Here is a 24,973-nt window from a genome sequence, read left to right on the forward strand (position 1 = left end):
CCGCCCGAGTGGGCGGCCATTCGGAGTTCAGTTGGCGCCAGCGACGCTCTTGGGCTGGCGATAGAGGTCCACCAGCACCTGGTCGAGGATCGCCGAGGCGCCCCACGGGCGCGCATCGTTGAGGATGGCGACCACTGCCCAGGTATGGCCGTTGCTGTCTCGGCTGAAGCCGGCGATTGCACGCACGGTGTTCAGCGTGCCCGTCTTGATATGAGCTTCACCTTCCAGGGCCGTGCGGCGCAGGCGCTTGCGCATGGTGCCGTCCATCGCTACCAGCGGCAGCGACGAGATGAACTCGGCGGCATAGGGGCTCTGCCAGGCGGCCTGGAGGATAGTGGCCATTTCGCGCGCACTGACCCGCTCATGGCGGGACAGGCCGGAGCCGTTCTCCATTACCAGGTGGGGGGCGGTGATGCCCTTTTTCGCCAGCCAGTTGCGGACCACCCGCTGCGCGGCCTTGGCATCGTCGCCATCGGCGTCGGTGCGATAGCGCGCGCCGATGCTGAGGAACAGCTGCTGGGCCATGGTGTTGTTGCTGTACTTGTTGATGTCACGAATGATCTCAACGAGGTCCGGAGAGAAGGAGCGTGCCAGCAGCTTGGCGTCCTTGGGAACGTCGCCTTGGCGATCCTTGCCGTTGATGCTGCCGCCCAGCTCCTTCCAGAACGCACGTACGGCGCCTGCCGCGTAGCCCGGATGGTCGAGCAGGGACATGTACGTCTGCGCGCTGCAGCCTTCCGGCAGCTTGCCGCTGGCGATCAGGGTGGTGCCATCGAACTGGGTCACCGGGTTGTAACGCACATCGGGCCAGGAGGGGCACTTGGCGGCCTTGGTCACCTGCAGTTTGTTCTCGATGCGGATGCTCTCGATCGGAGGCTCCATGGCCAGGTTGACCTTGCCGCCCTCGGCGCGGGCGATCAGGCGCACCGCCTTGAGGTTGACCAGCAGCGAGTCGGGGCCGACCAGGAAGGGCTTGTTGTCGTCACCGCCATCATCATTGAAGGCGGGTAGCTGCGGGTGGATGAAGTAGCCGCGATCCAGCACCAGGTCGCCGGTGACCTGGCGCACGCCGTTGGCGCGCAAGTCGCGCATCATCAGCCAGAGCTTTTCCATGTTCAGCTTGGGATCGCCGCCACCCTTGAGGTAGAGGTTGCCGTTCAGCACGCCATCCTTCAGCGTTCCGTCGGTGAAGAATTCGGTCTTCCACTGATAGGTGGGGCCGAGCAGCTCCAGGGCGGCATAGGTGGTAATCAGCTTCATGGTGGAGGCCGGATTCACCGACACATCGGCGTTGACCAGAGTCTGCGCGCCCGGGCCGGTAAGCGGCAGGGTCACCAGGGACAGCGAGTTGGAGGAGATCTTGTTGGCGGTCAGCGCCTTCTGCACCTTGGCAGGCAGGCTGGTGTTCACCTGTGCGGCGGAGGCAGGTAGCGCACAGGGCAGGATCAGGGCAGCAAATGCAAGGGTACGAATGGATTTGAACATTAAAGATTGCCCTCCTGGCGAGGGCGGGTAACAAAAATGGATGACATGGCAACTGTTCCCATGAGGGGGCGGGAAATCGGCGCATTATGCCGTAACCCTGTCCCGACTGTGCGAGTTCGCTACTCATTTCGTCAGCCAGTGCAATCACATACGCGCAGCGGGCGGGCAAGTTGCGACGGAAGCTGCTAGAGTGCCGCCCGTCATTTATGCCGAGGAACTGCCTTATGGCCACCAATCGCTCCCGCCGCCTGCGCAAGAAGCTTTGCGTCGATGAATTCCAGGAACTGGGTTTCGAACTCACCTTCAACTACAAGGAGGGCCTGGATCTGGAAGCGGTTTCGGCATTCTTCGAGCGTTTCATCGACGAAGCGGTCGAGGGCAATGGTCTGGGCTTCATCGGTTCCGAAGACTACGGTTTCGTTTGCCTTGGCAAGCGTGGTTCGGTAACCGCCGAGCAGCGTGACCTGGTCGAAGCCTGGCTGAAGAAGGGCCACGCTGAGCTGGCCGGCTCCACTGTCAGCCCGCTGATCGACGTGTGGTACCCGGAAAATCCCGTCAACGCCTGATTGGGTTGAAGGATGGAAAAAGGGCGCCTGGTGGCGCCCTTTTTTTGTTTTCTGCGAATTGCTGCACGGGCGATTTCAATCACCAGGCAGACCACCGATCTGCAGGGGCTTCATCTGGGGGCAGCTTCGCTGCCTTGTCGAATGAACTCGCGGCGTGTGCCGCCCGATCAAGCCAGCCCTGCTTTCGTCAACACGTCCGTCTCGTCCACTTGGTCGATCTGTTCCGGCTTCAGGAAGCGCTGCGCATAGTCCATGTAGACCCCGGAGCGGATGAACAGGCCGAACAGGTCGGGGTCGATGTGGGCATTGCGGCACATGCCGATCATGATGCCCAGCGCTTCGGAGAGAGTCTTGCCCTTCTTGTAGGGGCGGTCTACGGCCGTCAGCGCCTCGAAGATATCGGCGATCGCCATCATACGTGCCGGCAGGCTCATCTCTTCGCGGGTCAGGCGTTTCGGATAGCCAGTCCCATCCATCTTCTCGTGGTGCCCGCCAGCGATCTCCGCGACGTTCGCGAGATGGGCAGGGAAGGGCAGGTGATTGAGCATCAGGATGGTTTGCACGATGTGGTGATTGATGATGTAGCGCTCCTCCTCGGTCAGCGTGCCACGTCCAACGGAAAGGTTGTGCAGCTCGCCACGATTGAATTTGTGTGCAGGCACCTGCAGCTTGAAACCCCAGGGATTGTCAGGGGGAAGCAGCTCACTGGCAGGGCGCTCGATCACGTGGTCGGGGCGGTCGGCCAGGAGATTCTCTTCCACCGGCAGCGGCTGCGGCGGGGTTCGGGCCAGGCGCTGGGCCTCCTCCCAGGACACGCCCAGACGATTGTCCAGAGTGCGCGTCCAGGTGCGTGCGGCGATGTTCTTCAAGCGTGCCTGGTCCGCATCCGCCATGGCTTCGCCGCCCAGGTTGCAGCGGGCGATGAAGGCGAAGTCATCGTCCAGCGCGACCAGTTCGTCATCGCGTAGCCGTACTTGCCCGGCCTCCTCGGCGCCTTGGGCGATCGCCTGCCAGTAGCGCACCCAGGCGTCACGCTTGAGCACCTCGAAGCGGGTGCGGATCTCATGGATGCGATCGTTCAGGGTTTCCAGCTTGGTGGCCTTGTCCACGACGTATTCCGGGGTCGTGACTTTGCCGCAGTCATGCAGCCAGGCGGCAATATGCAGCGCTTCCCATTCTTCATCCGTGGGGTTGAACCCGCGGAATGGTGTCTCGTTGCTGGCGGCGGCGGCGCGCGCCAGCATCAGCGTGATTTCAGGCACTCGCTGACAGTGTCCGCCGGTGTAAGGGCTCTTGGCGTCAATGGCGCCGGCCATCAGTTGGATGAATGCATCCAGCAACTGCTTCTGCTTCTCCAGCAGCCGCTGGCTTTCAATGCACAGCGCGGCGACACCGGAGATGGCTTCGACGAAGGCGATGCGCTCCGGCCTGAGGATGGCGGGGCGCGACTCCTTGCCCGTGTCGCGGTGCAGCAGGACCAACACGCCGATGGTGACACCCTGGCGGTTGTGCAGGCCGGTGCTGACCAGATGTACGCGAGGGCTTTCCAAGGTTTTCAGCAGGTCACGGTAGGCGCCGGCCTGGTCATAGCCGAAGGAGCAAACCTGGCTCGGGCCGCCGTGGGATGGAAGGTCCAGCCAGTGCGGCAGGGCCGGGCTCTCAAGGCCGAAGCCACGAATACCGTGTGATTCCAGATCCTGCTCCTGATCGTTGAGGAACAGACCGTGAGGCTCCAGGCGGCCCTTCTGGTTGTCGATCAGATAGATCAGCCCGCCGGAGGCTTCGCTGATGTCGACAGTTTCGTCGAGGACGCGTCGCAGCAAATTGTCGAAGCGGGTTTCGGCCGATAGGCTGGAGGCGATTTCCAGGAAACTGGAAATGGTTTCTTTCATTCGCGCCGTGGCGACCGCCAATTGGTCGACTTCCAGGATCGGCGAGCGGCCCATGGCGGGCAGGCTGAAGTTGAAGCTGCGAATGGCTTCGGCCTGGGTGACCAGGGCTCGCAACGGTTCGACCACAACGCGCGAGAGCAGGATACCGAGCGGGATGCACAGCAGCAGGATGGCCAGGGTCAGCATCGCGCTCTGCCAGCGGATGCGATAGGCATCATCCAGCAGTTCGTCCTCAGGAGCGAGAACTGCCAGCTGAAGGCCTTTCGGACCGCCCTCCTTGAGGTGCTGGCGGGCGAGGACCCAGCGTCGGTCACCGATCTCCAGGCTGGTGCGCAGGGCATCCTGGCCGGAAAGGCCGATCAGCGCCGCGAGCGGGGGACTGAAATCCTTCACTTCACCCAGCTCGGGCGCGCCGTTGAGACGCCTGACCAGTTTGCTGGTGTCGGGATAGGCCACGGCGCGGCCGTCAGGCTGGTAAAGCACTACCTCGGTGGAGGGGGTGACTCGGTGATTGGCCAGGGTGGCGGACAGGTCTTCCAGGGTCAGGTCGGCACCTATCACCGCGTCGCCGCCGCTGGGGCGGGCCAACGTAGTGCCGACAGCACCGCTGGAGAAAAACACGTAGGGTGCCGTGGTGATCGCACCATCCTGTTCCAGGGCACGGTAGTACCAGGGCCGGCCACGAGGGTCATAGCGTTCGTTGAGCTCCTCGCGGCTGGTGATCTGGTTGAGCTGGTCGTCGAAGAAGAAAGTCAGCGAGCGCGCCGTGGACTGGTTGTCTCGCTCGATGCTCCACACCTGGAAGGCTGCAGTCGGCGGTGCTTTGAACGCTTTCTTCAGGGTTTCGCTGCGCAGGTGGCGGACCATGAAGAAGTCGCCATCGTCATAGCCGAGATACAGCGATGCGAGTTTGGGGTTGTCCTTCAATGCCTGGGTCAGGGGTTTGAGCAGGGCGTTGAGGCGATCTGTGCTGTCCAGAGACTGGTCTGTGTCGCTCAGGGCCAGCAGGTTGAGCAGATGGTGGATCGGCTGGTAGGTGTGCTGCAGATCGGTTTCCACCTCCGCGCTGATGCGGTCGAAAAGCTCATCGCTGCTGGACAGAATGATCTGGCTGGTCTGGCGGTAATTGAACAGGCCAAGGACCACTCCGGTGATAAGCAGCAGCAGGGTAAAGAGCGCACTGATGTGGACGTGCAACGGAAAGCGACGCTCAGCGAACTTTTGCGGCATTGCGGAAGCTCCTCGAGCCCTGTCCCTGGTGGCCTACAGCAGCATAGATGAGGCTCGTTGCGCGCGTCGTGCAAACTGCCATGAAGGGCAAAATTGTCAGCTACAGAAGGGGAGGTGCCGGGAAACTGCGAAAGCCCGGCGATCCCGATTGCACCCGGGGCCATGGATTTGGCGATCACCGGGCGGGAACCGAACTGTCTTTCCTATCGAAATTGGCCCGCAGCTGTAGGACAGGACGCAAGCTAAGGTAGGTCCTGTCCTGAATGGCGCGACCGGTGCCGTTCAGGGGTCGACAGTGCAACGAGCTTCTCTATCTTGGCAGCCACCAAACCGCGCCAAGGGGGCGATGCTGTGAGCAAACTGGTCAATCTGGACGATTTCCTCGAGCCGGGAAGCGAGTCCGCCTACAAGGTAATGATCGTCGACGATCACCCGGTGATCCGCCTCGCCGTCAGGCTTTTACTGGACCGCGAAGGCTACGCGGTAGTGGCAGAAACGGACAACGGCGTTGATGCAATCGCGCTCGCGCGGGAGCACCAGCCAGACATGGTGATACTCGATATCGGCATTCCAAAGCTCGGCGGTCTGGACGTCATTGCCCGGCTCCACGCCTTGGACCTGCCCCTGAGGGTGCTGGTACTGACCGGACAGAACCCCAACCACTACGCCACGCGATGCATGCAGGCAGGTGCGGCGGGTTTCGTCTGCAAGGAGGGCGATCTCGCCGAGGTCACCGCGGCGGTTCGGGCGGTCCTTTCCGGCTACAGCTACTTCCCGAGCGATGTGATCAAGTCCGGCAAACGGCAGATCGGGTTGCCCGATGAAGTCGAGATGATCGGCCGCCTTTCCGATCGGGAGTTGGTGGTGCTCAAGTTTCTCGCCAATGGTCTCAGCAACAAGGAGATTGCCGAGGAGATGTTCATCAGCAACAAGACCGTCAGTACCTACAAGACGCGCCTGTTGCTCAAGCTCAACGCCCGGACGTTGATTGAGCTGGTGGAGTTCGCCAACCGCAACACCCTGATCTGACGCATTCATGCGCTTAATCTACCTGCTGGCAGGCCTCCTGCTCGGAGGCTCGCTCCTGCCCTCGATCAGCCTTGGCGACGATAATCTTTCCCTGGAACTGTTGGGGCGGTCCGAATCCAGCAGCCTGGTAGTGTCCATGACAGAGGATGACCAGCGCTGGTTGAAGGAAAAGCGCGTGTTGCGGATCGGCACCAACGAACCCGATTTTCCTCCCTTCGATATCACGGCGAGCGGCCAGGACTACGAAGGGGTGACTGCGGACTTCTTGCGGCTGATCACCCAGGCCCTCGGGGTCAAGGCCGAGGTATTGCGTTTCCCTGACCGCGAGGCGGCTCGCGAGGCGCTGCGCAACGGGAAGGTCGACCTCCTGGGCAACAGCATGGAAGGTGACGCTGCCAGTCCTGGCCTGATCCAGAGCATCCCTTACATGCATCATCAGCCGGTGATGGTGACGCGCATAGATGATCGTCGTGCGGCCAGCGGCAATCTTCGCGACTTGCGCCTCGCCTATTCAGCGGAGGGGCCGAGCCTGGAAATGCTCCGCCAGCTCTACCCCGATGCGCGTCTTATCCAGCACAGCTCGGTGCGCAGAGCCTTGCAGTCAGTCGCATTCGATCAGAGCGATGTTTTCATCGGCGACGCCGTCGCTGCCAACTACCTGATCAGGCAGGGCTACCTCATCAACCTGCGCATGACGAACTTTGCCGGATTCGACGGTGTTGGCGTCTGCTTCTCCATGGCCAAGGGTAACGAGCGGCTGCAGCGAATTTTCGACAGCGCCATCGCCGGGATCCCGGATGCCGCTCGCGTAGGTATTGCGAAGCGTTGGGGCGGCGGTGCGGGGATGTTCCTGGACAACCTTCGTCCCCAACTTACCGAACGCGAGTTGCGCTGGATGGCGCAGCATAATCCCGCACGGCTGGTGGTCGATGAAACCTTCGAGCCGCTGACCTTCTTCAGCCGGCAGGGCCGCTTCCGTGGGATCGTGCCGGATCTCCTGGAGTTGATCCGGCAGAGGACCGGCCTGGAGTTCGAAGTCAGCGCCAGGTCCACCGCCAGGGATATGCTCGCGGACTTGCGGGAAGGGCGCGTCGACATGGCCGCCACGCTGTTCTCCACACCCGAGCGCAGCCAGTTCCTTGGCTTCACCCGACCGTACTACAGCACCAGCAGCGTTCTGGTGGTAAGGGCTTCGGATAGCGCTCCGCAAGGGCTTGGGGAGCTAAATGGGCGCACCCTGGTGGTTCCTGCCGGGCATTCGCTGATCCCGTACATTCGCGAGAACTACCCCAAGCTAGAGCTGCGAGAAGTCGAAACCGGCATCGAGGGTCTCGCGAACGTCGCGGAGGGCAAGGCCGATGCAGCGGTGCATGCTATGGCGTCGTCCACCTTCCTTATCAATCGATACTATCCCGGGCAACTCCGGATCGCCGACACCATCGGCCGTGATCCGGGCCGCTTCGCCTTTTCGGTATCTCGTGATGCGCCCGAACTGCAAAGCATCCTCGAGAAGGCGTTGTTGTCCGTATCTCCAGATGAGCTGGGCAGCATCATCAACCGCTGGTATACCAAGGCCGAAGAGCCTGCGAGCAGCTGGATCGAGTACCGGGCGCGGCTCTACCAGATCGGCTTCGCTTTTCTGCTGGTGGCGATAGTGTTCGCTTCATGGGCGCTGTATCTGCGTCGTCAGGTGTGGCGGCGTGAGCGGGAGGAACGTCGCCTCAACGACCAGTTGGCATTCAAGCGATCACTTATCGATGGGATTCCCTTTCCCCTATCAGTGCGCGGTCTCGACGGCTGTACCATCACCTGCAACCGCAGTTTCATCGACGCCATTGGTTTACCACGCGCGGCACTGATTGGTCTGCGTCTGACGGAAGTGCCTGGCCTCGAGGCAGACGCCGTAAAAGAGCTCGAGGTGCTGGAAGGGCTGAGTCGGCTCGCGTTGGAAAATGGCGAGGCGCTGTTCCGCGACTATCAGCTGCACTTGGGCGGCATTCCCCTGGAAGTTTCGTACTGGGCCATTCCCTATCGCGATGCCCTGCAGAGGATTCGTGGCCTGATCTGCGGCTGGGTGGATATCACCGAGCGCAATCGCCTGATGGATGAACTGCGCCAGGCCAAGGAGCAGGCTGAATCCGCCAACGTTGCGAAGAGTCGCTTCCTCGCCACCATGAGCCACGAAATCCGCACCCCGTTGAATGCCATCATCGGCATGCTCGAGCTTGCCTTGAAGCGTGAACGTCTCGATCGGGAAGCGATTCTGGTGGCGCGAGAGTCGGCTGATTCCCTGCTGGCGCTGATCGGCGACATTCTCGACATAGCCAAGATCGAGTCCGGGCGCATGACTCTGGAGCCACGTCGCGAGTCCCCCCGCGCACTGATCGAATCCGTGGTCCGCGTGTTTGATGGATTGGCACGGCAGAAGGGCCTGCGACTGTCATTGGCGCTGGACCTCCAGTCCCGGGACGATGTGATGGTGGATGCTTCCTGCTTCAAGCAGATCTTGTCGAATCTGATCAGCAATGCGATCAAGTTCACCGACAAGGGCACGGTTCGCGTTCGTCTGCAGGCCTGCTGCAAAGCTGATGAGCATCTGCAACTGACCGTGATAGTGGAAGATAGTGGCATCGGTATCGCCGAAGAGGACCAGCAGCGCCTGTTCCAACCGTTTACCCAACTGGCCGGCGGCGTGGGTGCGGGGCAAGGCGGCACTGGCTTGGGCTTGAGCATCTGCCGGCGACTGGTGAAGTTGATGGAGGGAAGCATCGAACTACGCAGCCAGCTGGGTGTTGGCACGTGTGTTTCCATGAGTTTCTGTCTGCCACGTCTGACCCCGCTGCCACCAGTGGCGGAGCTGGATGGTGTCCGGGAACTGCCTCCGGGGGCTTTTCGCGTGCTGGTGGTGGACGATCACCCGGTCAACCGAATGATGCTGGTACAGCAACTGGAGCTCCTGGGGCAGTTTGCCGAACAGGCCGAGGATGGCGAAAAGGCCCTGGTTGCCTGGAGTGCTTCGGATTTCGACCTCGTCATTACCGACTGCAATATGCCGGTAACGGATGGCTATGAACTGACTCGAAGCATTCGCGAAAGGGAGCGCGCGCGAGGCGTGCATCCCGGACTGATCATCGGTCTCACTGCCAACGCCCAGCCGGAAGAACTGGCGCGTTGCCGCGAAGCTGGCATGGACGATTGCCTGTTCAAGCCCATTGGCCTGGAAGGTCTGCAGCGCTATCTCCAGAGTCTGCTACCCAAGGGCGAACCATGTAGCGATGATCAGCCCGTCCGCCTGGACCTTGGTCTGCTGGAGCGCGCAGCGGGCGGCTCGCCGGAAGTGACCCGCATGCTGCTGCAGGAGTTGCACCGCGCCAACGAGGTTGACGTCGAGGAGATGGAGAACCTTCTGCAGGCTGAGCGCTGGAACGAGCTGGAGCGCCTGGTGCACAGGGTCAAGGGCGCAGTGGAGTTGATCGGTGCCGAACCGCTATTGGCCCTTTGCATGGCCTACAGCCGAGCCCATGACAACGGCGCCGAGCACGCCGAGCTGCTGCACCTGGCCCGTGCGGTGTGCAAGAACCTGGGCCGCGTCCAGGGCGAGTTGGAGTGTCTCCTGCAGGAGTGACGACCGGGGCTACTCGCCCTGACGTGCCATTTCCATTGAAGGTGCTGGTGCGGTTCCCCAGTGCAGACGGGCACGAAAGGCGAGGTAGGCGACCAGCATCGCAAGCCCGGCACCCAGCAGGGAGTTGTACAGGCGCAGTTCGGGGAGATGCCAGTCGCGGGACAGGCTCTCCGCCAGCAGCACGAAGCACACGGTAGTCTGCACCACGAACAGTCCGTAATGCTGGGCGATGAACGCCCGGCTGAAAAATATCAATGGCAGCAGGCAGGCTACCAGCAGGGCAGGGCTCTGCAACCAGCTCCCCACCCCGATCAGGATCAATGCGCCCACGAGGCTTCCCACGCAACGTTGGATGCCACGTTGCAGGCTACTGTTGAGGTCCATCTGGATCGTAGTCAGCACCGTCAACGTCAACCAGTAGCCACGCGGCAATCCGGTCAGGTTCACCGCTAGCCCGGCAAGTGCGCCGGCAAGGCTGCAGGCCAGGGCGTGTATGAACCAGAGGCGATGGGACATGCGTTGCGCAAGGCGACGCGCCACCTTGGCGAGGTTGCCTGGGCTGGGTAGCAGTGGCCACAGTCGCAGCCCGTGATAGGCCCGCAGCGCGAACGCCAGCAACATTACCCACAATCCCCCTATGGCGAACAGCGCGCCCACTGCCATGCCATTGTTCAGGTTGCCGAGACCCGCCTGGCCCTGGCCGAGGCAGAGGCACACAGCGAGCCCGGCTCCCAGCTTGCCAAGCTCGTTGCCGAAACGTTGCAGAGCGGCCATCAGGAGCCCCATCAGGGCGAAGCTGAACAGACTCAGCAGCGGATGGCTGGCCACCCAGAAACCCATCCCCGCGGCGAGCGCTCCCAATCCGGTAAGCAGCGTCATGCGCAGCATGCCCAAACGGTGCAAGGGGTTGGCCAGCGAAGCCTGGAAGGCTCCAGTGGCAGCCCAGAGAAATCCTGTGTGACTGGTGAACAGGCCCAGCACCAGAGGCAATCCACAGCCCAGTCCCGCCATCAGGGCGGGTCCCCACGCTGGTGCGCCAGCGTGCCAGTGCAGGCTCTGTTTGAGCAACGTACGCATCAAGCGTCTCCTGAGGGCGCTGGGTCAGGTCGGACTGGATCGGCCGGTCATTTCTCGGGCCATTTCGGTTGCGTAGCTGTCGGTCATCCCGGCAATGAAGTCGATCATTCGGATGAAGGCCTGATACAGCGGCCAGGAAGGGTCAGGTGCATTGTTGCCGAGCAGGTCGAGGATGCGTTGATTCTTGAATGACGGCGTGCGCCCGCCATGTTGCTCCAGCGCGGCGCCACAGAACGCGTTGAGGAGGATTTCCAGCGTCGTATAGGCGCCGATTTCGTGGAGTGTCTTGCGCTTGTCCTGGAAGATTTTCTCGCGGGCGATGGCCTTGGCGCGGAGCACGCAACGCTTGGCCGCGCCGTGCATGTGTTCCACCAGGTCGCCTTGCAAGGTGCCGGCGAGCAAGGCGTCCTGCTGTTCGACGAAGGCGCGCGCGGCGGCATTGGTCAGGTGTTCGATCGCCTTGCCGCGCAGGATGGCCAGTTTGCGCCGACGGGAATCCTTTGGTCCGAGCTGGCGATAGGTCTCCGGCAAGTCGTCGCCCACCAGGCCCAGCAGCAGGGATTCGACTTCCGCATAGTCCAGCAGCTCCATCTCAAGACCGTCTTCCAGGTCGATCAGGCCGTAGCAGATGTCGTCCGCAGCCTCCATCAGGTAAACCAGTGGATGGCGAGCCCAGCGATGTTGGTCGAGGCGCGGCAACTCCAGCTTGGCTGCGATCTGCTCCAGCAGCGGCAGCTCACTTTGGTAGCAGCCGAACTTGTGCTTCTTGTAGCCCAGTGCCTCGGCGTGGCGCGAAGTCCAGGGGTACTTGATGTAGGTGCCGAGAGTGGCGTAGGTCAGGCGCATGCCGCCGTCGAATTGGTGATACTCCAGCTGGGTCAGCACGCGCATGCCCTGGGCGTTGCCCTCGAAGCTGAGGAAATCAGCTCGCTCGGCTTCGCTCATGGCGTCCAGCCAGCCCCGCGCCGCCGCCTGTTCGAACCAGTGGCGAATGGCGTCTTCTCCGGAATGGCCAAAAGGCGGGTTGCCGATGTCATGGGCCAGGCAGGCCGACTGGACGATGACGCCGAGGTCCGACGGCTCGCACCATGTCGGCAGTGAATCTCGCAGGGTCTCGCCGACGCGCATGCCCAGGGAGCGCCCCACGCAACTTACTTCCAGCGAATGGGTAAGGCGTGTGTGGATATGATCGTTGCTGGAGACCGGATGCACCTGGGTCTTGCGCCCGAGGCGGCGGAAGGCGCCGGAAAAGACGATGCGGTCGTGGTCTTTGTGGAAGGGGCTACGGCCCAGCTCATCGGTGCTGTGCACCGGTTTACCAAGGCGTTCGCGGGTGAGCAGGGTCTGCCAGTCCAAGGCCTGTCCTCGCCGTTCTGTGGCCGAAGATCCTACTCTACCCCAAGCGATTACCGGCGACTCAGTCCATTGCCAGGCCGGCGGCATCCACATCCACCAGCAGGAGACGGCGGCCGTTGTCGATGAACTGTCCGGCCGTCAGGCAGTACTGGTTGGTGGTGGCGTCACGGTAGGTCGTGGACAGGGTCAGACGGCGCTCTTCCCAGCCTTCGGCCAGAAGTTGATAGAAGTAGGGCCGCCAGGACCAGTTGTGACCCCGGTAGCTCGCGTCCTCCTGCCAACCACCAGGCTCCCAATGCAGATTGGGAGTGATCTGTGTGCCATTACGATCGCATTGGTAGATGCGCAGCAACCAGGGGTAACCCTCCGGGCTGGCCAGGCTCGACGCCGGCGCTCCGCTTTCGGCCCAGTCACGTAGCCGTGCCATCAGTTGGTTGAGGCTGCGGCGCAGCCTCATGAGACGTGCGCGTTCGGCCAGCTTGCTCTGTACGTAGCGGTCGCGGAGCAGGGCGAAGCGCTGGACGAAGGCATCTTCCTCGAAGAACTCCAGGTGCGGCGCGGCAAACAAGTAGCCCTGCACGTAGCGGGCGCCGCACTCCAGGGCGAAGTCCAGTTCGGCTTCCGTCTCCACGCCTTCGGCGATGATCCAGCAGCCGGTCTTTTCGGCCATTTGCGCAAGTGCCTTCACCACTTCACCGCTGGGCCCGCCACGGGCGGCGGCCTGGAACAGACGCATGTCGAGTTTGAGAATGTCCGGTTGCAACGCCAAAACCCGATCAAGCTGGGAATATCCGGCGCCGAAATCGTCGATGGCAATTCGCGCGCCGGCCTCGCGATAGCGTGCCACCACGTCCGCCAGGCGCTGGCTGGCGCCGCCAAACTCGGTGATCTCGAAAACGATGCGTTCGGCCGGGACGCCGAAGCGCTGCAGTTGCTTGAGGCTGGGCAAGGGTTGGCCCGGACGCAGACGGCTAATCCAGCGCGGCGAGATGTTCAAACTGAGGAACCAGTCTGGCGGGGCCTCATGCAGGCGCCGCAAAGCGTCTTCCCGCAGCTGCCGGTCGAGCCGGCGCAGAGCAGCCGGCGAGATTCTGGTATCAACGAACAGCGGTCCGACCGACTGCAGGCTGCCGTCCGGCTGGCGCAATCGCCCCAGGGCCTCGACGCCGGCGATTAGCCCTGTAGCAGTATCGATGAAGGGCTGGAAGCAGGCGAGCGGTTGCCCATCGATCACGGTGACTCCTTAGTGGACGGCCAGGGGGCGGCGCGGTGCGCAGGGTGTTGCCCATTTCAGGTGCGACGGGCCGCTCACCCGTAGCAAGAATGTGGCCAGTTGCCTTCCCCGGCTGGTGTATTACCCCGGCCCGCTTCGCGGCGGGTTCTTCAACAGGGCCAGCAACAACGGGTATAGCGCGCTGCCCAGGCGCAGGCCGCGCCTCAGGCTGCCTTTGCGGGCGGCGAAAAAACCCAGGACAGCCACCGCCGCCATGCCCCAAAGCGGGGCGTGAGGGATGTCCAGCTGGCGGGTGAACTCACGTGCCTGGCGCAATGGCTGAGTCAGCAGCAGGGATTCGTGGCGCAGTTCCTGGCGCTGCATTTCAAGGCGTAGGCGTACCAATGCCTTGCGCATGTCACGACGGGATGCATTGCGGGGCAGTTCCGGCAGGCTCATGGCAACAGGCGCTCCCGGTCACGGGCCAATTCTTCGAGCGTTGCGCTGAAGGGCGATTCTTCGTCGTCTATCGCTGTCCGCAGGCGCACGCCACAGTAAAGCGTGGCGAGCAGGTAGAAGAGGCAGAGTCCTCCGAGCGCTTCCAGGCGCCAGTTTTCCCAAAGCAGCACGATCAACAGGCCCGAAAGCCCGATCAGCAGCAGCAAGGCGAAAATCAGCGTCAACCCCCCGAGCAGCAGCAGGTGGAGGCTGCTGGCCTTTTGTTCCTGCAGTTCTATCCCGAACAGCTCCACATGGCTGTGCAACAGGTTGAGCAGGGAGGCGCTCAGGCGTCTTGGCGAGGGACCGCGTTCCGCCTCCTGGGCGGAAGGGTTTTCGTCGCTCATGGTCAGCGCCTTGCAGCCAGCAGGCCGAGCAGAAAGCCGATGCCGGCGGCGAGGCCGACGCTCTGCCAGGGATGTTCCTGTACGTAGTCTTCGGTGGCCTGGACGGCGGCTTCGCTGCGTTCGCGCAGGTTTTTCTCGGTATCGCGGAGGGTTTCGCGGGCGCGTTTGAGGCTTTCGTGGATCTGCAGGCGAAGCTCATCTGCTTGTTCGCCTGCCAGGCTGGCGGTGTCCTGCAGCAGCTTCTCAGTATCGCTGACAAGGGTCTGGAAGTCGGCCAGCAATTCGTCCTGGGTAGTTGTGGCGGTCTTACGGGGCATGTCGATTCTCCTTGTAGGACTCAATGCCTAAGAGTAGGTGCCTTCGGCCAAGGTTCATCCGGAATTTCCAATCGGATTGCTGGTATAGCGCTTGCATCGGGCTGGTGCGCGGTTGTGGCGAAATGCTCCGCATCGGGGCGGCCTGGAAGGCTCGTCGATACGCGGAGCAAGCGCACAACCTCATGAAAATCAAAGAGAAACGCAGTCAGGAAGAATTCCTGCGCTGGCCTGCCTGCACCAAGTCTGGATCCTGGTTGGATCCGTGGCGGTGCAGCACGGCTTCAGGATGGTGCGCAGAAATCCCTGCTTGAACTGCTTTGGTGCTTTTTTCCTCGCTGCCGGAGTCGTCTTCGCCAATGGAAAACCTCAACAGTGCCGTGGAGACTCTCATCCACGGCTCTAACACCTTGTTCATCCTTATGGGCGCCGTCATGGTGCTGGCTATGCACGCGGGTTTTGCCTTCCTCGAGGTCGGCACCGTGCGCCAGAAAAACCAGGTCAACGCGCTGTCGAAGATCCTCTCCGATTTTGCCGTCTCGACCCTGGCTTATTTCTTCATCGGCTACTGGATCGCCTATGGCGTGACTTTCCTGGAGCCGGCCAGCGTACTCGCCGCCGACCACGGCTATGCCCTGGTGAAGTTTTTCTTCTTGCTCACGTTCGCCGCGGCGATTCCGGCCATCATTTCCGGCGGCATTGCCGAGCGTGCACGCTTTTGTCCGCAGCTCTGCGCCACGTTGCTGATCGTTGCCTTCGTCTATCCCTTCTTCGAGGGGCTGATCTGGAACGGTAACTTCGGTCTTCAGGACTGGCTGAAGGGCAGCTTTGGCGCGAGCTTCCACGACTTCGCCGGCTCGGTGGTGGTGCATGCCGTGGGCGGTTGGCTGGCTTTCGGTGCCGTAGTACTGCTGGGGCACCGTAACGGGCGCTATCGCGAAGGCCGCCTGGTGGCATTCGCACCCTCGAACATCCCGTTCCTGGCGCTCGGGTCGTGGATCCTCATTGTTGGCTGGTTCGGTTTCAACGTGATGAGCGCACAAACCTTGCAGGGCGTCAGCGGCCTGGTGGCAGTGAACTCACTGATGGCCATGGTCGGCGGCACCGTCGCAGCGTTGCTGGTGGGGCGCAACGACCCCGGCTTCCTGCACAACGGTCCGCTTGCCGGCCTCGTAGCGGTCTGTGCCGGCTCCGACCTGATGCATCCAGTCGGTGCGCTGGTGACTGGCGCCATCGCCGGCGGCCTGTTCGTATGGGCGTTCACCGCTACCCAGGTGAAATGGAAGATCGATGATGTGCTCGGTGTCTGGCCGCTGCATGGCCTTTGCGGCGTCTGGGGCGGCATCGCCTGCGGCATCTTCGGTCAGGAGGCTCTGGGTGGCCTTGGCGGCGTCAGCCTCGTGAGTCAACTGATCGGCACGGGCCTTGGCGTGCTGGTGGCGCTGGTGGGGGGCTTCGCGGTCTACGGTCTGCTCAAGGCTACCTGGGGTATCCGTCTGAGCCAGGAAGAGGAGTACTACGGCGCAGACCTGTCGATACACAAGATCGGTGCGACTTCGCAGGACTGATGTCCGCTTCACCTGCGAGTCCTTGCAGGTTGGCCCAGGCGGCACTCCGCCGAGGTACGTGAAGCCAGACGTGCAGTCCCAGCCATGACTTGCACGCTGCCAACCTACGGGAGCTCAATGCCGGAACATGAAAAAGCCCGCCGATTGGCGGGCTTTTCTGTTGGAGCGGAATTACCAGAGCGGCAGCACGTAGCTGAGGATCAGGCGATTCTCGTCGATGTCACTGCCGAAGTTGGTCGAACGCACGGTCGCGTTGCGCCATTTCACGCCGAAGTTCTTCAGAGCGCCTTCCTGGAACACATAGGCGATGTCCATGTTGCGCTCCCATTCCTTGCCTTCCTCGCGGCCTGCGCCCAGGTCGATGTTGTCGCCGGAGAGGTAGCGGGTCATGAAGGTCAGCCCGGGGATGCCGATGCTGGCGAAGTTGTAGTCGTAGCGGGCTTGCCAGGATTTTTCATCCTTGTTGGCGAAGTCGCCGATCTGCACGTAGTTGACCAGGAAGGGGTCGGTGCCGTTGATGTAGGCGAAGCCGGTATCGCCACTCATGCTCTGGTAGCCGAGACCGAAGGCGTGGCCGCCGAGGGCATAGGTGAACATGGCGCCGAAGGCCTTGTTGTCGACGTTGCTGGTGCCTTCATCGGTGGAGCGGGCATAGCGGATATCGCTCTTCAGCGACTGCTTGTCGCCCAGCGGCAGTAAATGCAGGGCAGTGAAATAGTGCTGCTTGTAGAACTCGTCGAGTTCGCCGTAGTGGTAGCCGGTGGCGAGATTGTCGGTCCACTTGTATGTGGCGCCGCCAAAATTGAACTCGTCGCTGGTGGTGCCCCTGCGGAAGGTGATGGCGCGGGCGGCGCCGCTGGCAACTGTCATGTCCTCGTAGTTTGAGGAGTCACGCTGGTTGACCTGCTTGAGCTGGCCGCCATCGAAGGTGAGGCCGTCGAGCTCCATCGAGTTCAGATGGCCGCCCTTGAAGGTTTGTGGCAGCAGCCGCGAATCGTTGTACTGGACGACTGGCAACTTGGGCAGCAGGGTACCGACCTTGAGAACGCTCTTGGAGGCGCGCAATTTGGCGGTCAGGCCGAGCTCGCCATATTCGTCCTGGGCGCGTCCGGTTTCCCGGTCGCGCTTGAGCAGGCCGGTATTGCTGCGGTCCGGGCTGGAGTCGAGCTTGACGCCGAGCAGGCCAAGGGCATCGACGCCAACGCCCACAGTGCCCTCGGTGTAGCCGGATTCATAGCGAAGCAGAAAACCCTGGGCCCATTCTTCAGCCTTGGACTGGGGAGCGTTGTCCTGGCGAAAGTCGCGGTTGAAGTAGAAGTTGCGCAGCTCCAGGCTGGCCTTGCTGTCCTTGATGAACTCGGCCTGGGCGATGCCCGGCAGGGTGACACTGGCGCCGAGCGTGGCCAGGGCCACGGCTCGTGCAAGCGAGGTATTGCTCATTGTTATTGTCTCCTCGTTGGATTGCAGGTCGGTCGGGTCGTCCTGTTACAACAATTTGACTAAAGCATTTCGTTACATTTCCTGTCTGTTAGACGATGGTCTGCAGCTCACTGCACCCACTGCGGGTAGTAACCGAGCACGTCCTGCACCTTGGCGTCGTGAGCAGGAATCACAGTGAGCCCAGGTTCGCTCTGGAGCAGTTCGTGAACCTTCTGCAATTGGGCGCGCGTGGCTTCGCGGTCGTTATCGACCATCCTGCGGCTGACCCAGAATTTCTCCTTCGGCCCGGTAAAACCTTCCAGGCGCCAACTGGCGTCACCGGTGAAGAAGAAACGCCGTCCATCTTCAAGGGTCAGGAATAGGCCCACCGAACCCGGTGAGTGGCCGCTCAGCGGCACCAGTACCAGACTGCGATCACCGAAGAGGTCGAGGCTTTCCTCGAAGCCCATGAAGGGAATGGGCAGGAAGGTGAAGGGGTGCCATTTGACGCCGTGGGTGAACTGACTGGGCAGTATTGCCGGCGGTGTTGCGATTTCGGTGAACTCGATCTCTTCGTAAGGCGCCCAGACTGGCACATCGGGGAAGTCCACCAGTGCCGAGGCGTGGTCCCAGTGGGCGTGACTGAGGATGATGCGGTCCACCTGGATACCATCGCGATCCAACTGGTCGCGGGCCGGGGTCACGGCGCCATACTGCATCAGGGGCTTGTCCCACCAGGGCATTTCGCTGGTGAACTGGCTGTCTACCTGTCGGCCTAGGCCTGTGTCGAACAGCAGGGTAGCGGCGTGATGCTGGATCAGCACCGCCACGTGGTTCGCCTTCACCTTCTCGGTCCATTTGCCGTCCGCCACGGTGAAGGCGTCCAGGGTTTCGGTTTCCGAAGTCTTCACTAGGGCAAAACGCAGGCCATCGGCCTGGGCAATCGCGCTGAAGGTGCCAAGCAGAATGAGCAGGAAATACGAACGCAAGCGCATTTGATCAGTGTCCTTGGGGCAGGAAAGAAGAGGGGGGCGCAGCTTCTGAAGCCAATGGCAGGCGATTGCGGCCGAGGTGGAATGGGCTGTTCATTCTGTCCTCCGAGCCCCTTGGAAATGAGGTAGGTCGAGGTAACCGGGCAAGGCGCGGATCCGCGCGAGCCAGCTATTCAGGTACGGATAGGGCGCGAGCTCCAGCCCGCCTTCTTCGGCCATGGCCAGGTAGGGGTAAACCGCCACGTCGGCGATGGTGGGCTGCTCACCGACCAGCCAGGTGCGATTGGTCAGGTGCGCGTTCACGAGTTCCAGGACCTGCCGGCCACGCGCCTGGGCGTCCTCCAGATCCACCTGCCGGCCGAACTTCAGGCCGATTCGTGCACGTGCCACACCGTTATGGATTTCGTTGGCGGTGAGGCTCAGCCAGCCAGCGATCTGCGCCTGGGCGACGGCGTCCAGCGGGTACCAGTGCGCATCTGCATAGCGTCGCGCCAAGTAGACAAGTATCGCTTGGGAGTCGACCAGCGGCTGACCGTTGTCCACCAGCACCGGGACCTGGCCTCGTGGATTCAGCGCGAGGAACTCCGGGTGCTTCTGCGCGCCGTGGGGCAGGTCCACGGTCAACAGTTCAGCCGGTTGACCGATCAGGCCGAGAAACAGGCGGACCTTGTAGCAATTGCCGGAGAGGTAGAAGTCGTGAAGTTGCATGGCGAGTCCCTCGCGTTGGTTGGAATGCGCTGGATGGTAGACAGACCTGTCTGTATATTTCAAGGGCGAAGCATGCGACATCCCTGGCTTCACGTCCCACGTCATTTGAGCCAATCCAACGGGATGCGCATAATGCGCCGGTTCAGGAGGCTGCAATGGCATCGAGCAAACGCGATCAACTGGTCAACACCGCCATCGCGCTTTTCTATCGCGAAGGTTTCCACGCCACGGGTATCGACCGCATCCTGGCCGAGTCCGGCGTGGCCAAGATGACCCTCTACAAGCATTTCAAATCCAAGGACGAGCTGATCATCGCGGCCCTGGAATCGCGCTTCGCGCCGGCAGCCGAGCGCATGGCATCGGCGTTTGAGCATTTGCCGCCGCGGGAGGCGATCCTGCGGGTTTTCGATGGCCTGGCCGAGTGGCTGAGACAGGAACCGTTCTGCGGCTGCGCCTTCATCAATGCGGCGGGCGAATTCCATGATCGGGACCATCCTGTGCATCGTCTGGCGGCGTCCTACAAGCTCGCTACCCAGCGTTACTTCCGAGATGCGCTGGCACGACTGGAGGTTGCCCAGCCGGAGCGTCTGGCCCGCCAACTCCAGTATCTGATGGAAGGGGCGATCAGCATGGCCCACATCGAGGGGCCGAGCGAGCAGGCGCTGGAGGCGAAGGACGCAGCTGATCAGTTGATGCGCGCCGCTGGCATCTGACTCAATCCGCTCGTCGACAGCCGCTCAAGTTCTTCCGCCTGCGGCCGCCAAAGAGGGGACGCCGCCGACTCCGGACTCCCCGATATGAATGCCCTGGCTCCTTTCGCTTCGTCCACTCAACGTTCTACTGTTTCCGGTATGCCCGCTGCCCTGGCGCGAAAGCAGGTGAATGCGCAGGAAACGCTGGCTCGCCGCCTCGGCGAGCAATTGGGGCTGGAACCGGGCGCTCTGAGCGACAAAGCATCCAAATACACCCCCGAGAAAGTCGCGGACCGCGTGCTCGGTTTCATCGACCAGCGCCTGCGCAGTGAGTCGGCCAATGGCGCCGACACAGCCAAGCTGCAGGGGCTGCTCGACCAGGCTCGCGCCGGGATTCAGAAAGGCTTCGATGACGCGCGCAAGATTCTCGATGGCCTGGGTGTGCTCGGCGGCAAGGTGGCCGAGGATATCGACGACACTTTCGACCGCATCCAGGACGGCCTGGATCAATTGCAGAAGACCTACCTGCAGCCAGCGACTACGACCGAGCCGGGCGGCGCGGTGGCAGTCGCCGGCTATAGCGAGCGATTCCAGGCACAGGCGGAAACCTTCGACCTGGAAGTGAAGACCCGTGATGGGGACAAGCTGCGCATCTCGATTGCCCAGGCGTCGGCCAGCTACTCCCGCAGCACTCTGGCAGCAGCCAGCGATGGCAAGACGTCGCTTCTGGTTGGCAGCAGCCATTCCTCCAGCCTGCAGATCGGAGCCTGGCAGATCGAGATAGAGGGAGATCTGGATGACGAGGAAAAGGCCGCGCTGAGCGACCTGCTCGGCCAGGTCCAGGACATCTCCAGCAAGTTCTACTCCGGCGATCTGGCCGGCGCTTTCGACCGGGCCATGGCGCTGGATATGGATGGTGAACAACTGGCGTCCATGTCCCTGCACCTCACCCAGACCAAGGTCATGCAGGCCGCTGACGCATACGGCGCAGTCGCCCAGCAGGGTGGCCAGGCGGCCAGCGCGGTCAATGGCAACCTCAAGGACTACGCCAACAGCCTGCTGGACGCCTTGCGCAGCGCCGGGGAACTGGCCGAAAACGGCCGCGACACCCTGAAACAGCTGCTCAAGGGTGGTTTCGCCCTGGACGAGCGCTTCGATTCAACTCAACTGGCCAAGGCCGAGGCCCTGAACAATCGTCTGCTGGATGGTCTGCAACCCTTGCTAGACAAGGGCCAGGGCAAGTCCACCGACGCCTGAGCGCGTGCTAGACTTCGCGCCTCGATGATCTTCGAGGCGCATCGCCATGCTTCCTGAATGCCAACTCTTCGGCACCCTCGGTTGCCACCTCTGCGAGGTAGCCGAAGGCGTGCTCATGCCTTTCGTCGAACGCGGCCTGATGGTGGAGTTGGTGGACATAGCTGACCGCGAAGAGTGGGTCGAAATCTATGGTCTGCGCATTCCGGTTCTGCGCCGTTGCGATACCGGCGGAGAGCTGGGGTGGCCCTTCGATGCGACTGCCGTAGCGGCCTTCCTGTCCTGACGGCTATTTCCTGACATAGCTCTTCCGGCCGCTTGGTGTCAGGCAGTAGTGCCCGCCACGCGGACCGATGCAGATCGTTCCGCTTCCACACAGACACTGCCCATCCTCCACCATCCGCGTGGCGCTCCCGGCTGCCGGCTGGCCAAGCATCGCGCCGCAGTTCTTTTTCGAACCGCTGATGGAACCATCATTGCAGACGAAGAGTTCGCCATCGCAACGGGCGATACCGCCTTTACTGCCGGACATGGCGTATTGGCGGCACTGACGTTCAGGGCGGAGGCAGATAGCAGGACGATGGAGAGGAGTGCAATGCGCACGACCGCTTCCCTGGCGATGGGAGAAACCGGCTGATGATAGGGCGGTGCTGGCGATTTGGCATCTGCACTGGGAAAGCTGCCAAAGAAAAATCGCAGGCAATAAAAAACCCGCCTTCAAGGCGGGTTTTTCGGGGTTTGGTCGGAGCGACTGGATTCGAACCAGCGACCTTCTCGTCCCGAACGAGACGCGCTACCAAGCTGCGCTACGCTCCGTTGTGTGGCGCGCATTCTACAGAAAAACTTTTGGCCTACAAGGGGTTAGCGAGAAATTTTTTATTTTCTCTGCATCGCGGCGCGGGAGGCTAAGAATGACGCGGGGTTGCTGCGGGAGGGTGAAGGCCCGCTTCGCTGGCAGTGCGCGAGCGGGCCGTGGGAATCAGAGTTCCTTGATGGTGCGGACCTGATCCTTGTTCACCTTGGCACGCTTGCCGTCCAATTGTTCGAACTCGTAGAAACCCGAGTCGTCGTCAAATTCGGGTTTGTCCACGGCCTGGATTTCACGCCCGTCATTCAGGGTGATCACTGTCGGCGAAGAACAGCCGGCCAGAGTGAAAAGACCCATTGCGAGCAGGAAAGCGGGGACTATCCGCTGGTTCATCGTCATCTCCTTGATGATTACGCTGGTTGTACGGAGCTTCTGACGAAGAACTTCCTGGCAAAGTTCCAGAAATCTGACTCAGTTTCCGGGGCACGAGGGGCCTAGCAGATCGGGTGTATTCAGGTTGGCTAGCCGTGGATCGCCTTCCGGGCAGACCACTGCGACCGGGTCCAGTTGCCTGAGAATGCGCTGTGGGCTGCGCTCTCCGGCCTGCCAGCCGGCTTCCAGTATCGGCAGTACCCTACGGGGTAGCACGCAGAACAGCGGCTCCCAGAGTTCACCCTGGCGGACCATCACCGGACGCTCGCAGGCGGCGGCGAGAAGGCTGGCAATCAGCGTGTCGTCCACCTGAGGGGCGTCGCAGGGGAGTATCAGCACCTGATCGTGATGGGCCACCGCCAGACCCGCACGGATGCCGGCCAGCGGTCCCGGATAGTCCGGGCTGTCGTCCTGTACCAGTTGGTCGGCCCAGGCTGCGTATTGCTCGGCGTTGCGATTGCAGGAAATGATCAGGTCGTCGGTAAGGGGGCGGACCCGTTCGTGCAACCAGGCGATCAGGGGGCGACCGCACCACTCGACCAGGCCCTTGTCGCGGCCGCCCAGACGCTGGCCGCGACCGCCGGAAAGCAGCAGGACGGAGCAGTGCGGCAAGGGTTGGTCGGTCATCGAAAGGTCTCCGGGGCGGCGCTGTGATATAACACCGGGCATTCACACCTACAACTGGAAGCCTGCCATGAGTCACAAGGCCGAGGCGGTGTTCGTGCCGCTCAATATCGCCGTTCTAACCGTCAGTGATACCCGCAGCCTGGAGACCGATACCTCCGGCCAGCTCTTCGTCGACCGCCTGACCGCCGCCGGGCACAACCTGGCCGCGCGCGTGCTGCTGAAGGATGACCTGTACAAGATCCGCGCCCAGGTCGCCACCTGGATCGCCGACGATCAAGTGCAGGTGGTGCTCATCACCGGCGGTACCGGTTTCACCAGCCGTGACAGCACTCCCGAAGCGGTGGCCTGCCTGCTGGACAAGCAGGTGGACGGCTTCGGCGAATACTTCCGGCAGATTTCCGTGGCAGATATCGGCACCTCGACCATGCAGTCCCGCGCGCTGGCCGGGCTGGCCAACGGCACGCTCGTATGCTGCCTGCCGGGCTCGACCAATGCCTGCCGAACGGCCTGGGACGGCATCCTCGCCGAGCAACTGGATAACCGCCATCGTCCGTGCAACTTCGTACCGCACCTGACTCAGGCCAATGCTTGCGAGAGCCGCGGATGAGTGGATGCGACCATCCCGGCCTGATGCCGGTCGAGGACGCCCTGGCGCGCTTGCTGGCGTTGGCGGTGGCTGCGCCGATCGATGCGTGTGAAACCGTGGCCCTGGCTGAGGCCGACGGCCGCGTACTGGCCGAACCGCTGGTGGCCGGTCTCGACCTTCCACCGTGGGACAACAGCGCAATGGACGGTTTTGCCCTGCGTTTGGCCGACTGGCAGGGCGAGCCTCTCATAGTGAGCCAGCGCATTCTTGCCGGCAGTGCACCGGAGCCGCTGAAACCTGGCACTTGCGCGCGCATCTTCACCGGTGCGCCGCTGCCCGAAGGCGCGGACCTGGTGGAAATGCAGGAGAACGCCGAAGTCCTGCCCGATGGCAGGGTGCGTTTTCTCGAGCCGCTTAGAGCAGGGCAGAACGTCCGTCCACGCGGCCAGGAAACCCGCACTGGCGATAGCGTATTGCCCGCCGGTACGCGACTTGGCCCTATAGAAATGGGGCTGTGCGCTTCCCTGGGTGCTGCAGAGTTGCTGGTGCGCCGTCGTCCCCTCGTGGCGGTGATCTCCACCGGCGACGAACTGGTACCGCCCGGCCAGCCGCTGGGACCGGGGCAGATCTACAACAGCAACCGCAGTCTGCTGATCGCCTGGCTCAAGCGTTTGGGGTGTTCGGTCGTGGACGCCGGCATCCTCGCAGACGATCTGGAGCTGACCCGCAAGGCGCTGGCCGAGTTGGGGCAGGTGGACCTGATTCTCTCCACCGGCGGCGTTTCCGTGGGCGAGGCGGATTTCCTGGGTGAGGCGCTGCGCGAAGCGGGCGAACTAGCACTGTGGAAACTGGCGATCAAACCAGGGAAGCCCCTGACTTTCGGGCACTTCCGCGGCGTACCGGTAATCGGCTTGCCGGGTAACCCGGCATCGACGCTGGTGACTTTCGGCCTTTTGGCGCGGCCCTACTTGCTGCGTCGTCTAGGCGTCGAAGAGGTGGAGCCGCTCGGGTTCGTGGTGCCTGCCGGCTTTACCTGGAAGAAGCCGGGTAATCGTCGCGAGTACCTGCGAGCACGGCTGGAGAACGGCCGCGCGGTGATCTACCCGAACCAGAGTTCGGGTGTGTTGCGCAGTGCCGCTTGGGCAGAGGGGCTGGTGGAAGTGCTGGAAGGCACCACTTTGGCCGAGGGCGATACCTTGCGCTTTATTCCGTTGAGTGAGTTGCAGGCCTGACTGCTCTGGTTGGTCAAGTCCCT

General features: G+C 62.3%; 22 protein-coding genes, 1 tRNA gene and 1 pseudogene. 9 read left to right on the forward strand and 15 right to left on the reverse strand.

Annotated features, from left to right (window positions below; genetic code table 11):
* Positions 1-27: 27 nt before the first annotated feature.
* The gene (gene dacB, locus SA496_RS07955; protein WP_120651708.1) at positions 28-1,485 is read right to left on the reverse strand and encodes a D-alanyl-D-alanine carboxypeptidase/D-alanyl-D-alanine endopeptidase; all 1,458 of its coding nucleotides are present in this window, start codon (positions 1,483-1,485) and stop codon (positions 28-30) included.
* A 224-nt stretch (positions 1,486-1,709) separates the two neighbouring features.
* On the opposite strand from dacB, the gene SA496_RS07960 reads away from it, so the two are divergent.
* A complete protein-coding gene (locus SA496_RS07960; protein ID WP_120651707.1) occupies positions 1,710-2,051 on the forward strand; it encodes a YggL family protein in 342 nt (113 codons plus the stop codon).
* A gap of 167 nt (positions 2,052-2,218) precedes the next feature.
* On the opposite strand, the gene SA496_RS07965 is transcribed toward SA496_RS07960, so the two are convergent.
* Positions 2,219-5,173, reverse strand: coding sequence for an HD domain-containing phosphohydrolase (locus tag SA496_RS07965; protein WP_120651706.1), 2,955 nt, complete (start codon positions 5,171-5,173; stop codon positions 2,219-2,221).
* Between the two features lie 414 nt (positions 5,174-5,587).
* Here SA496_RS07965 and SA496_RS07970 point away from each other — a divergent pair, with 414 nt between their 5' ends.
* Positions 5,588-6,202, forward strand: coding sequence for a response regulator transcription factor (locus tag SA496_RS07970; protein WP_178123561.1), 615 nt, complete (start codon positions 5,588-5,590; stop codon positions 6,200-6,202).
* A 7-nt stretch (positions 6,203-6,209) separates the two neighbouring features.
* Positions 6,210-9,827: a transporter substrate-binding domain-containing protein gene (locus SA496_RS07975; protein ID WP_330115246.1), complete on the forward strand. Its 3,618-nt coding sequence runs from the start codon at positions 6,210-6,212 to the stop codon at positions 9,825-9,827.
* 9 nt (positions 9,828-9,836) lie between these two features.
* Here SA496_RS07975 and SA496_RS07980 read toward each other — a convergent pair whose 3' ends face one another.
* The 6 genes from SA496_RS07980 to SA496_RS08005 all read right to left on the reverse strand — a co-directional run bounded on the left by SA496_RS07980 (position 9,837) and on the right by SA496_RS08005 (position 14,635).
* The gene (locus SA496_RS07980; protein WP_330115247.1) at positions 9,837-10,904 is read right to left on the reverse strand and encodes an FUSC family protein; all 1,068 of its coding nucleotides are present in this window, start codon (positions 10,902-10,904) and stop codon (positions 9,837-9,839) included.
* A gap of 24 nt (positions 10,905-10,928) precedes the next feature.
* The gene (locus tag SA496_RS07985; RefSeq protein ID WP_120651703.1) at positions 10,929-12,260 is read right to left on the reverse strand and encodes a deoxyguanosinetriphosphate triphosphohydrolase; all 1,332 of its coding nucleotides are present in this window, start codon (positions 12,258-12,260) and stop codon (positions 10,929-10,931) included.
* A gap of 61 nt (positions 12,261-12,321) precedes the next feature.
* A complete protein-coding gene (locus tag SA496_RS07990; RefSeq protein WP_120651702.1) occupies positions 12,322-13,494 on the reverse strand; it encodes an EAL domain-containing protein in 1,173 nt (390 codons plus the stop codon).
* Positions 13,495-13,614: 120 nt separating this feature from the next.
* Positions 13,615-13,932 (reverse strand): hypothetical protein, encoded by a 318-nt coding sequence (locus SA496_RS07995; protein WP_120651701.1) that lies wholly within the window; start codon positions 13,930-13,932, stop codon positions 13,615-13,617.
* The gene (locus SA496_RS08000) at positions 13,929-14,324 is read right to left on the reverse strand and encodes a phage holin family protein (protein ID WP_372240573.1); all 396 of its coding nucleotides are present in this window, start codon (positions 14,322-14,324) and stop codon (positions 13,929-13,931) included. The genes SA496_RS07995 and SA496_RS08000 overlap by 4 nt, the downstream gene beginning before the upstream one ends.
* The gene (locus SA496_RS08005; RefSeq protein ID WP_120651699.1) at positions 14,321-14,635 is read right to left on the reverse strand and encodes a DUF883 family protein; all 315 of its coding nucleotides are present in this window, start codon (positions 14,633-14,635) and stop codon (positions 14,321-14,323) included. The genes SA496_RS08000 and SA496_RS08005 overlap by 4 nt, the downstream gene beginning before the upstream one ends.
* Positions 14,636-14,991: 356 nt before the next feature.
* Here SA496_RS08005 and SA496_RS08010 point away from each other — a divergent pair, with 356 nt between their 5' ends.
* Positions 14,992-16,200 (forward strand): ammonium transporter, encoded by a 1,209-nt coding sequence (locus tag SA496_RS08010; protein ID WP_120651698.1) that lies wholly within the window; start codon positions 14,992-14,994, stop codon positions 16,198-16,200.
* A 171-nt stretch (positions 16,201-16,371) separates the two neighbouring features.
* On the opposite strand, the gene SA496_RS08015 is transcribed toward SA496_RS08010, so the two are convergent.
* The 3 genes from SA496_RS08015 to SA496_RS08025 form a co-directional block, all read right to left on the reverse strand.
* Positions 16,372-17,640, reverse strand: coding sequence for an OprD family porin (locus SA496_RS08015; protein WP_153921078.1), 1,269 nt, complete (start codon positions 17,638-17,640; stop codon positions 16,372-16,374).
* 107 nt (positions 17,641-17,747) lie between these two features.
* A complete protein-coding gene (locus SA496_RS08020) occupies positions 17,748-18,614 on the reverse strand; it encodes an MBL fold metallo-hydrolase (RefSeq protein WP_120651696.1) in 867 nt (288 codons plus the stop codon).
* A 90-nt stretch (positions 18,615-18,704) separates the two neighbouring features.
* Positions 18,705-19,319, reverse strand: a complete 615-nt coding sequence (locus SA496_RS08025) for a glutathione S-transferase family protein (protein WP_330115248.1) — start codon at positions 19,317-19,319, stop codon at positions 18,705-18,707.
* Between the two features lie 155 nt (positions 19,320-19,474).
* Between SA496_RS08025 and SA496_RS08030 the strand changes: the two genes are divergently transcribed.
* The 3 genes from SA496_RS08030 to SA496_RS08040 all read left to right on the forward strand — a co-directional run bounded on the left by SA496_RS08030 (position 19,475) and on the right by SA496_RS08040 (position 21,551).
* Entirely contained in the window at positions 19,475-20,032 is a 558-nt protein-coding gene (locus SA496_RS08030; RefSeq protein WP_330115249.1) for a TetR/AcrR family transcriptional regulator, read from the forward strand.
* A gap of 84 nt (positions 20,033-20,116) precedes the next feature.
* Positions 20,117-21,268 (forward strand): DUF5610 domain-containing protein, encoded by a 1,152-nt coding sequence (locus tag SA496_RS08035; RefSeq protein WP_120651693.1) that lies wholly within the window; start codon positions 20,117-20,119, stop codon positions 21,266-21,268.
* 46 nt (positions 21,269-21,314) lie between these two features.
* Entirely contained in the window at positions 21,315-21,551 is a 237-nt protein-coding gene (locus SA496_RS08040) for a glutaredoxin family protein (protein WP_120651692.1), read from the forward strand.
* A 3-nt stretch (positions 21,552-21,554) separates the two neighbouring features.
* Here the strand turns inward: SA496_RS08040 and SA496_RS08045 are convergent.
* The 4 genes and pseudogenes from SA496_RS08045 to mobA form a co-directional block, all read right to left on the reverse strand.
* Positions 21,555-21,886 (reverse strand): annotated as a pseudogene (locus SA496_RS08045) (hypothetical protein).
* Between the two features lie 118 nt (positions 21,887-22,004).
* A tRNA-Pro gene (locus SA496_RS08050) sits at positions 22,005-22,081 on the reverse strand.
* A 163-nt stretch (positions 22,082-22,244) separates the two neighbouring features.
* Positions 22,245-22,466, reverse strand: coding sequence for a YgdI/YgdR family lipoprotein (locus tag SA496_RS08055; RefSeq protein ID WP_120651677.1), 222 nt, complete (start codon positions 22,464-22,466; stop codon positions 22,245-22,247).
* Positions 22,467-22,544: 78 nt separating this feature from the next.
* The gene (gene mobA / locus SA496_RS08060; RefSeq protein ID WP_120651676.1) at positions 22,545-23,132 is read right to left on the reverse strand and encodes a molybdenum cofactor guanylyltransferase MobA; all 588 of its coding nucleotides are present in this window, start codon (positions 23,130-23,132) and stop codon (positions 22,545-22,547) included.
* A gap of 67 nt (positions 23,133-23,199) precedes the next feature.
* Between mobA and moaB the strand changes: the two genes are divergently transcribed.
* Both moaB and SA496_RS08070 read left to right on the forward strand, forming a co-directional pair.
* Positions 23,200-23,739 carry a molybdenum cofactor biosynthesis protein B gene (moaB, locus tag SA496_RS08065; RefSeq protein WP_120651675.1) on the forward strand — a complete coding sequence of 180 codons (540 nt, stop codon included), beginning with the start codon at positions 23,200-23,202 and terminating at the stop codon, positions 23,737-23,739.
* On the forward strand, positions 23,736-24,950 hold the full coding sequence (locus tag SA496_RS08070; RefSeq protein ID WP_120651674.1) for a molybdopterin molybdotransferase MoeA: 1,215 nt from the start codon (positions 23,736-23,738) through the stop codon (positions 24,948-24,950). The genes moaB and SA496_RS08070 overlap by 4 nt, the downstream gene beginning before the upstream one ends.
* Positions 24,951-24,973 lie beyond the last annotated feature (23 nt).

The sequence above is a fragment of the Pseudomonas sp. JS3066 genome (assembly GCF_036328175.1).
In the GTDB taxonomy this organism is placed as follows: Bacteria; Pseudomonadota; Gammaproteobacteria; order Pseudomonadales; family Pseudomonadaceae; genus Metapseudomonas.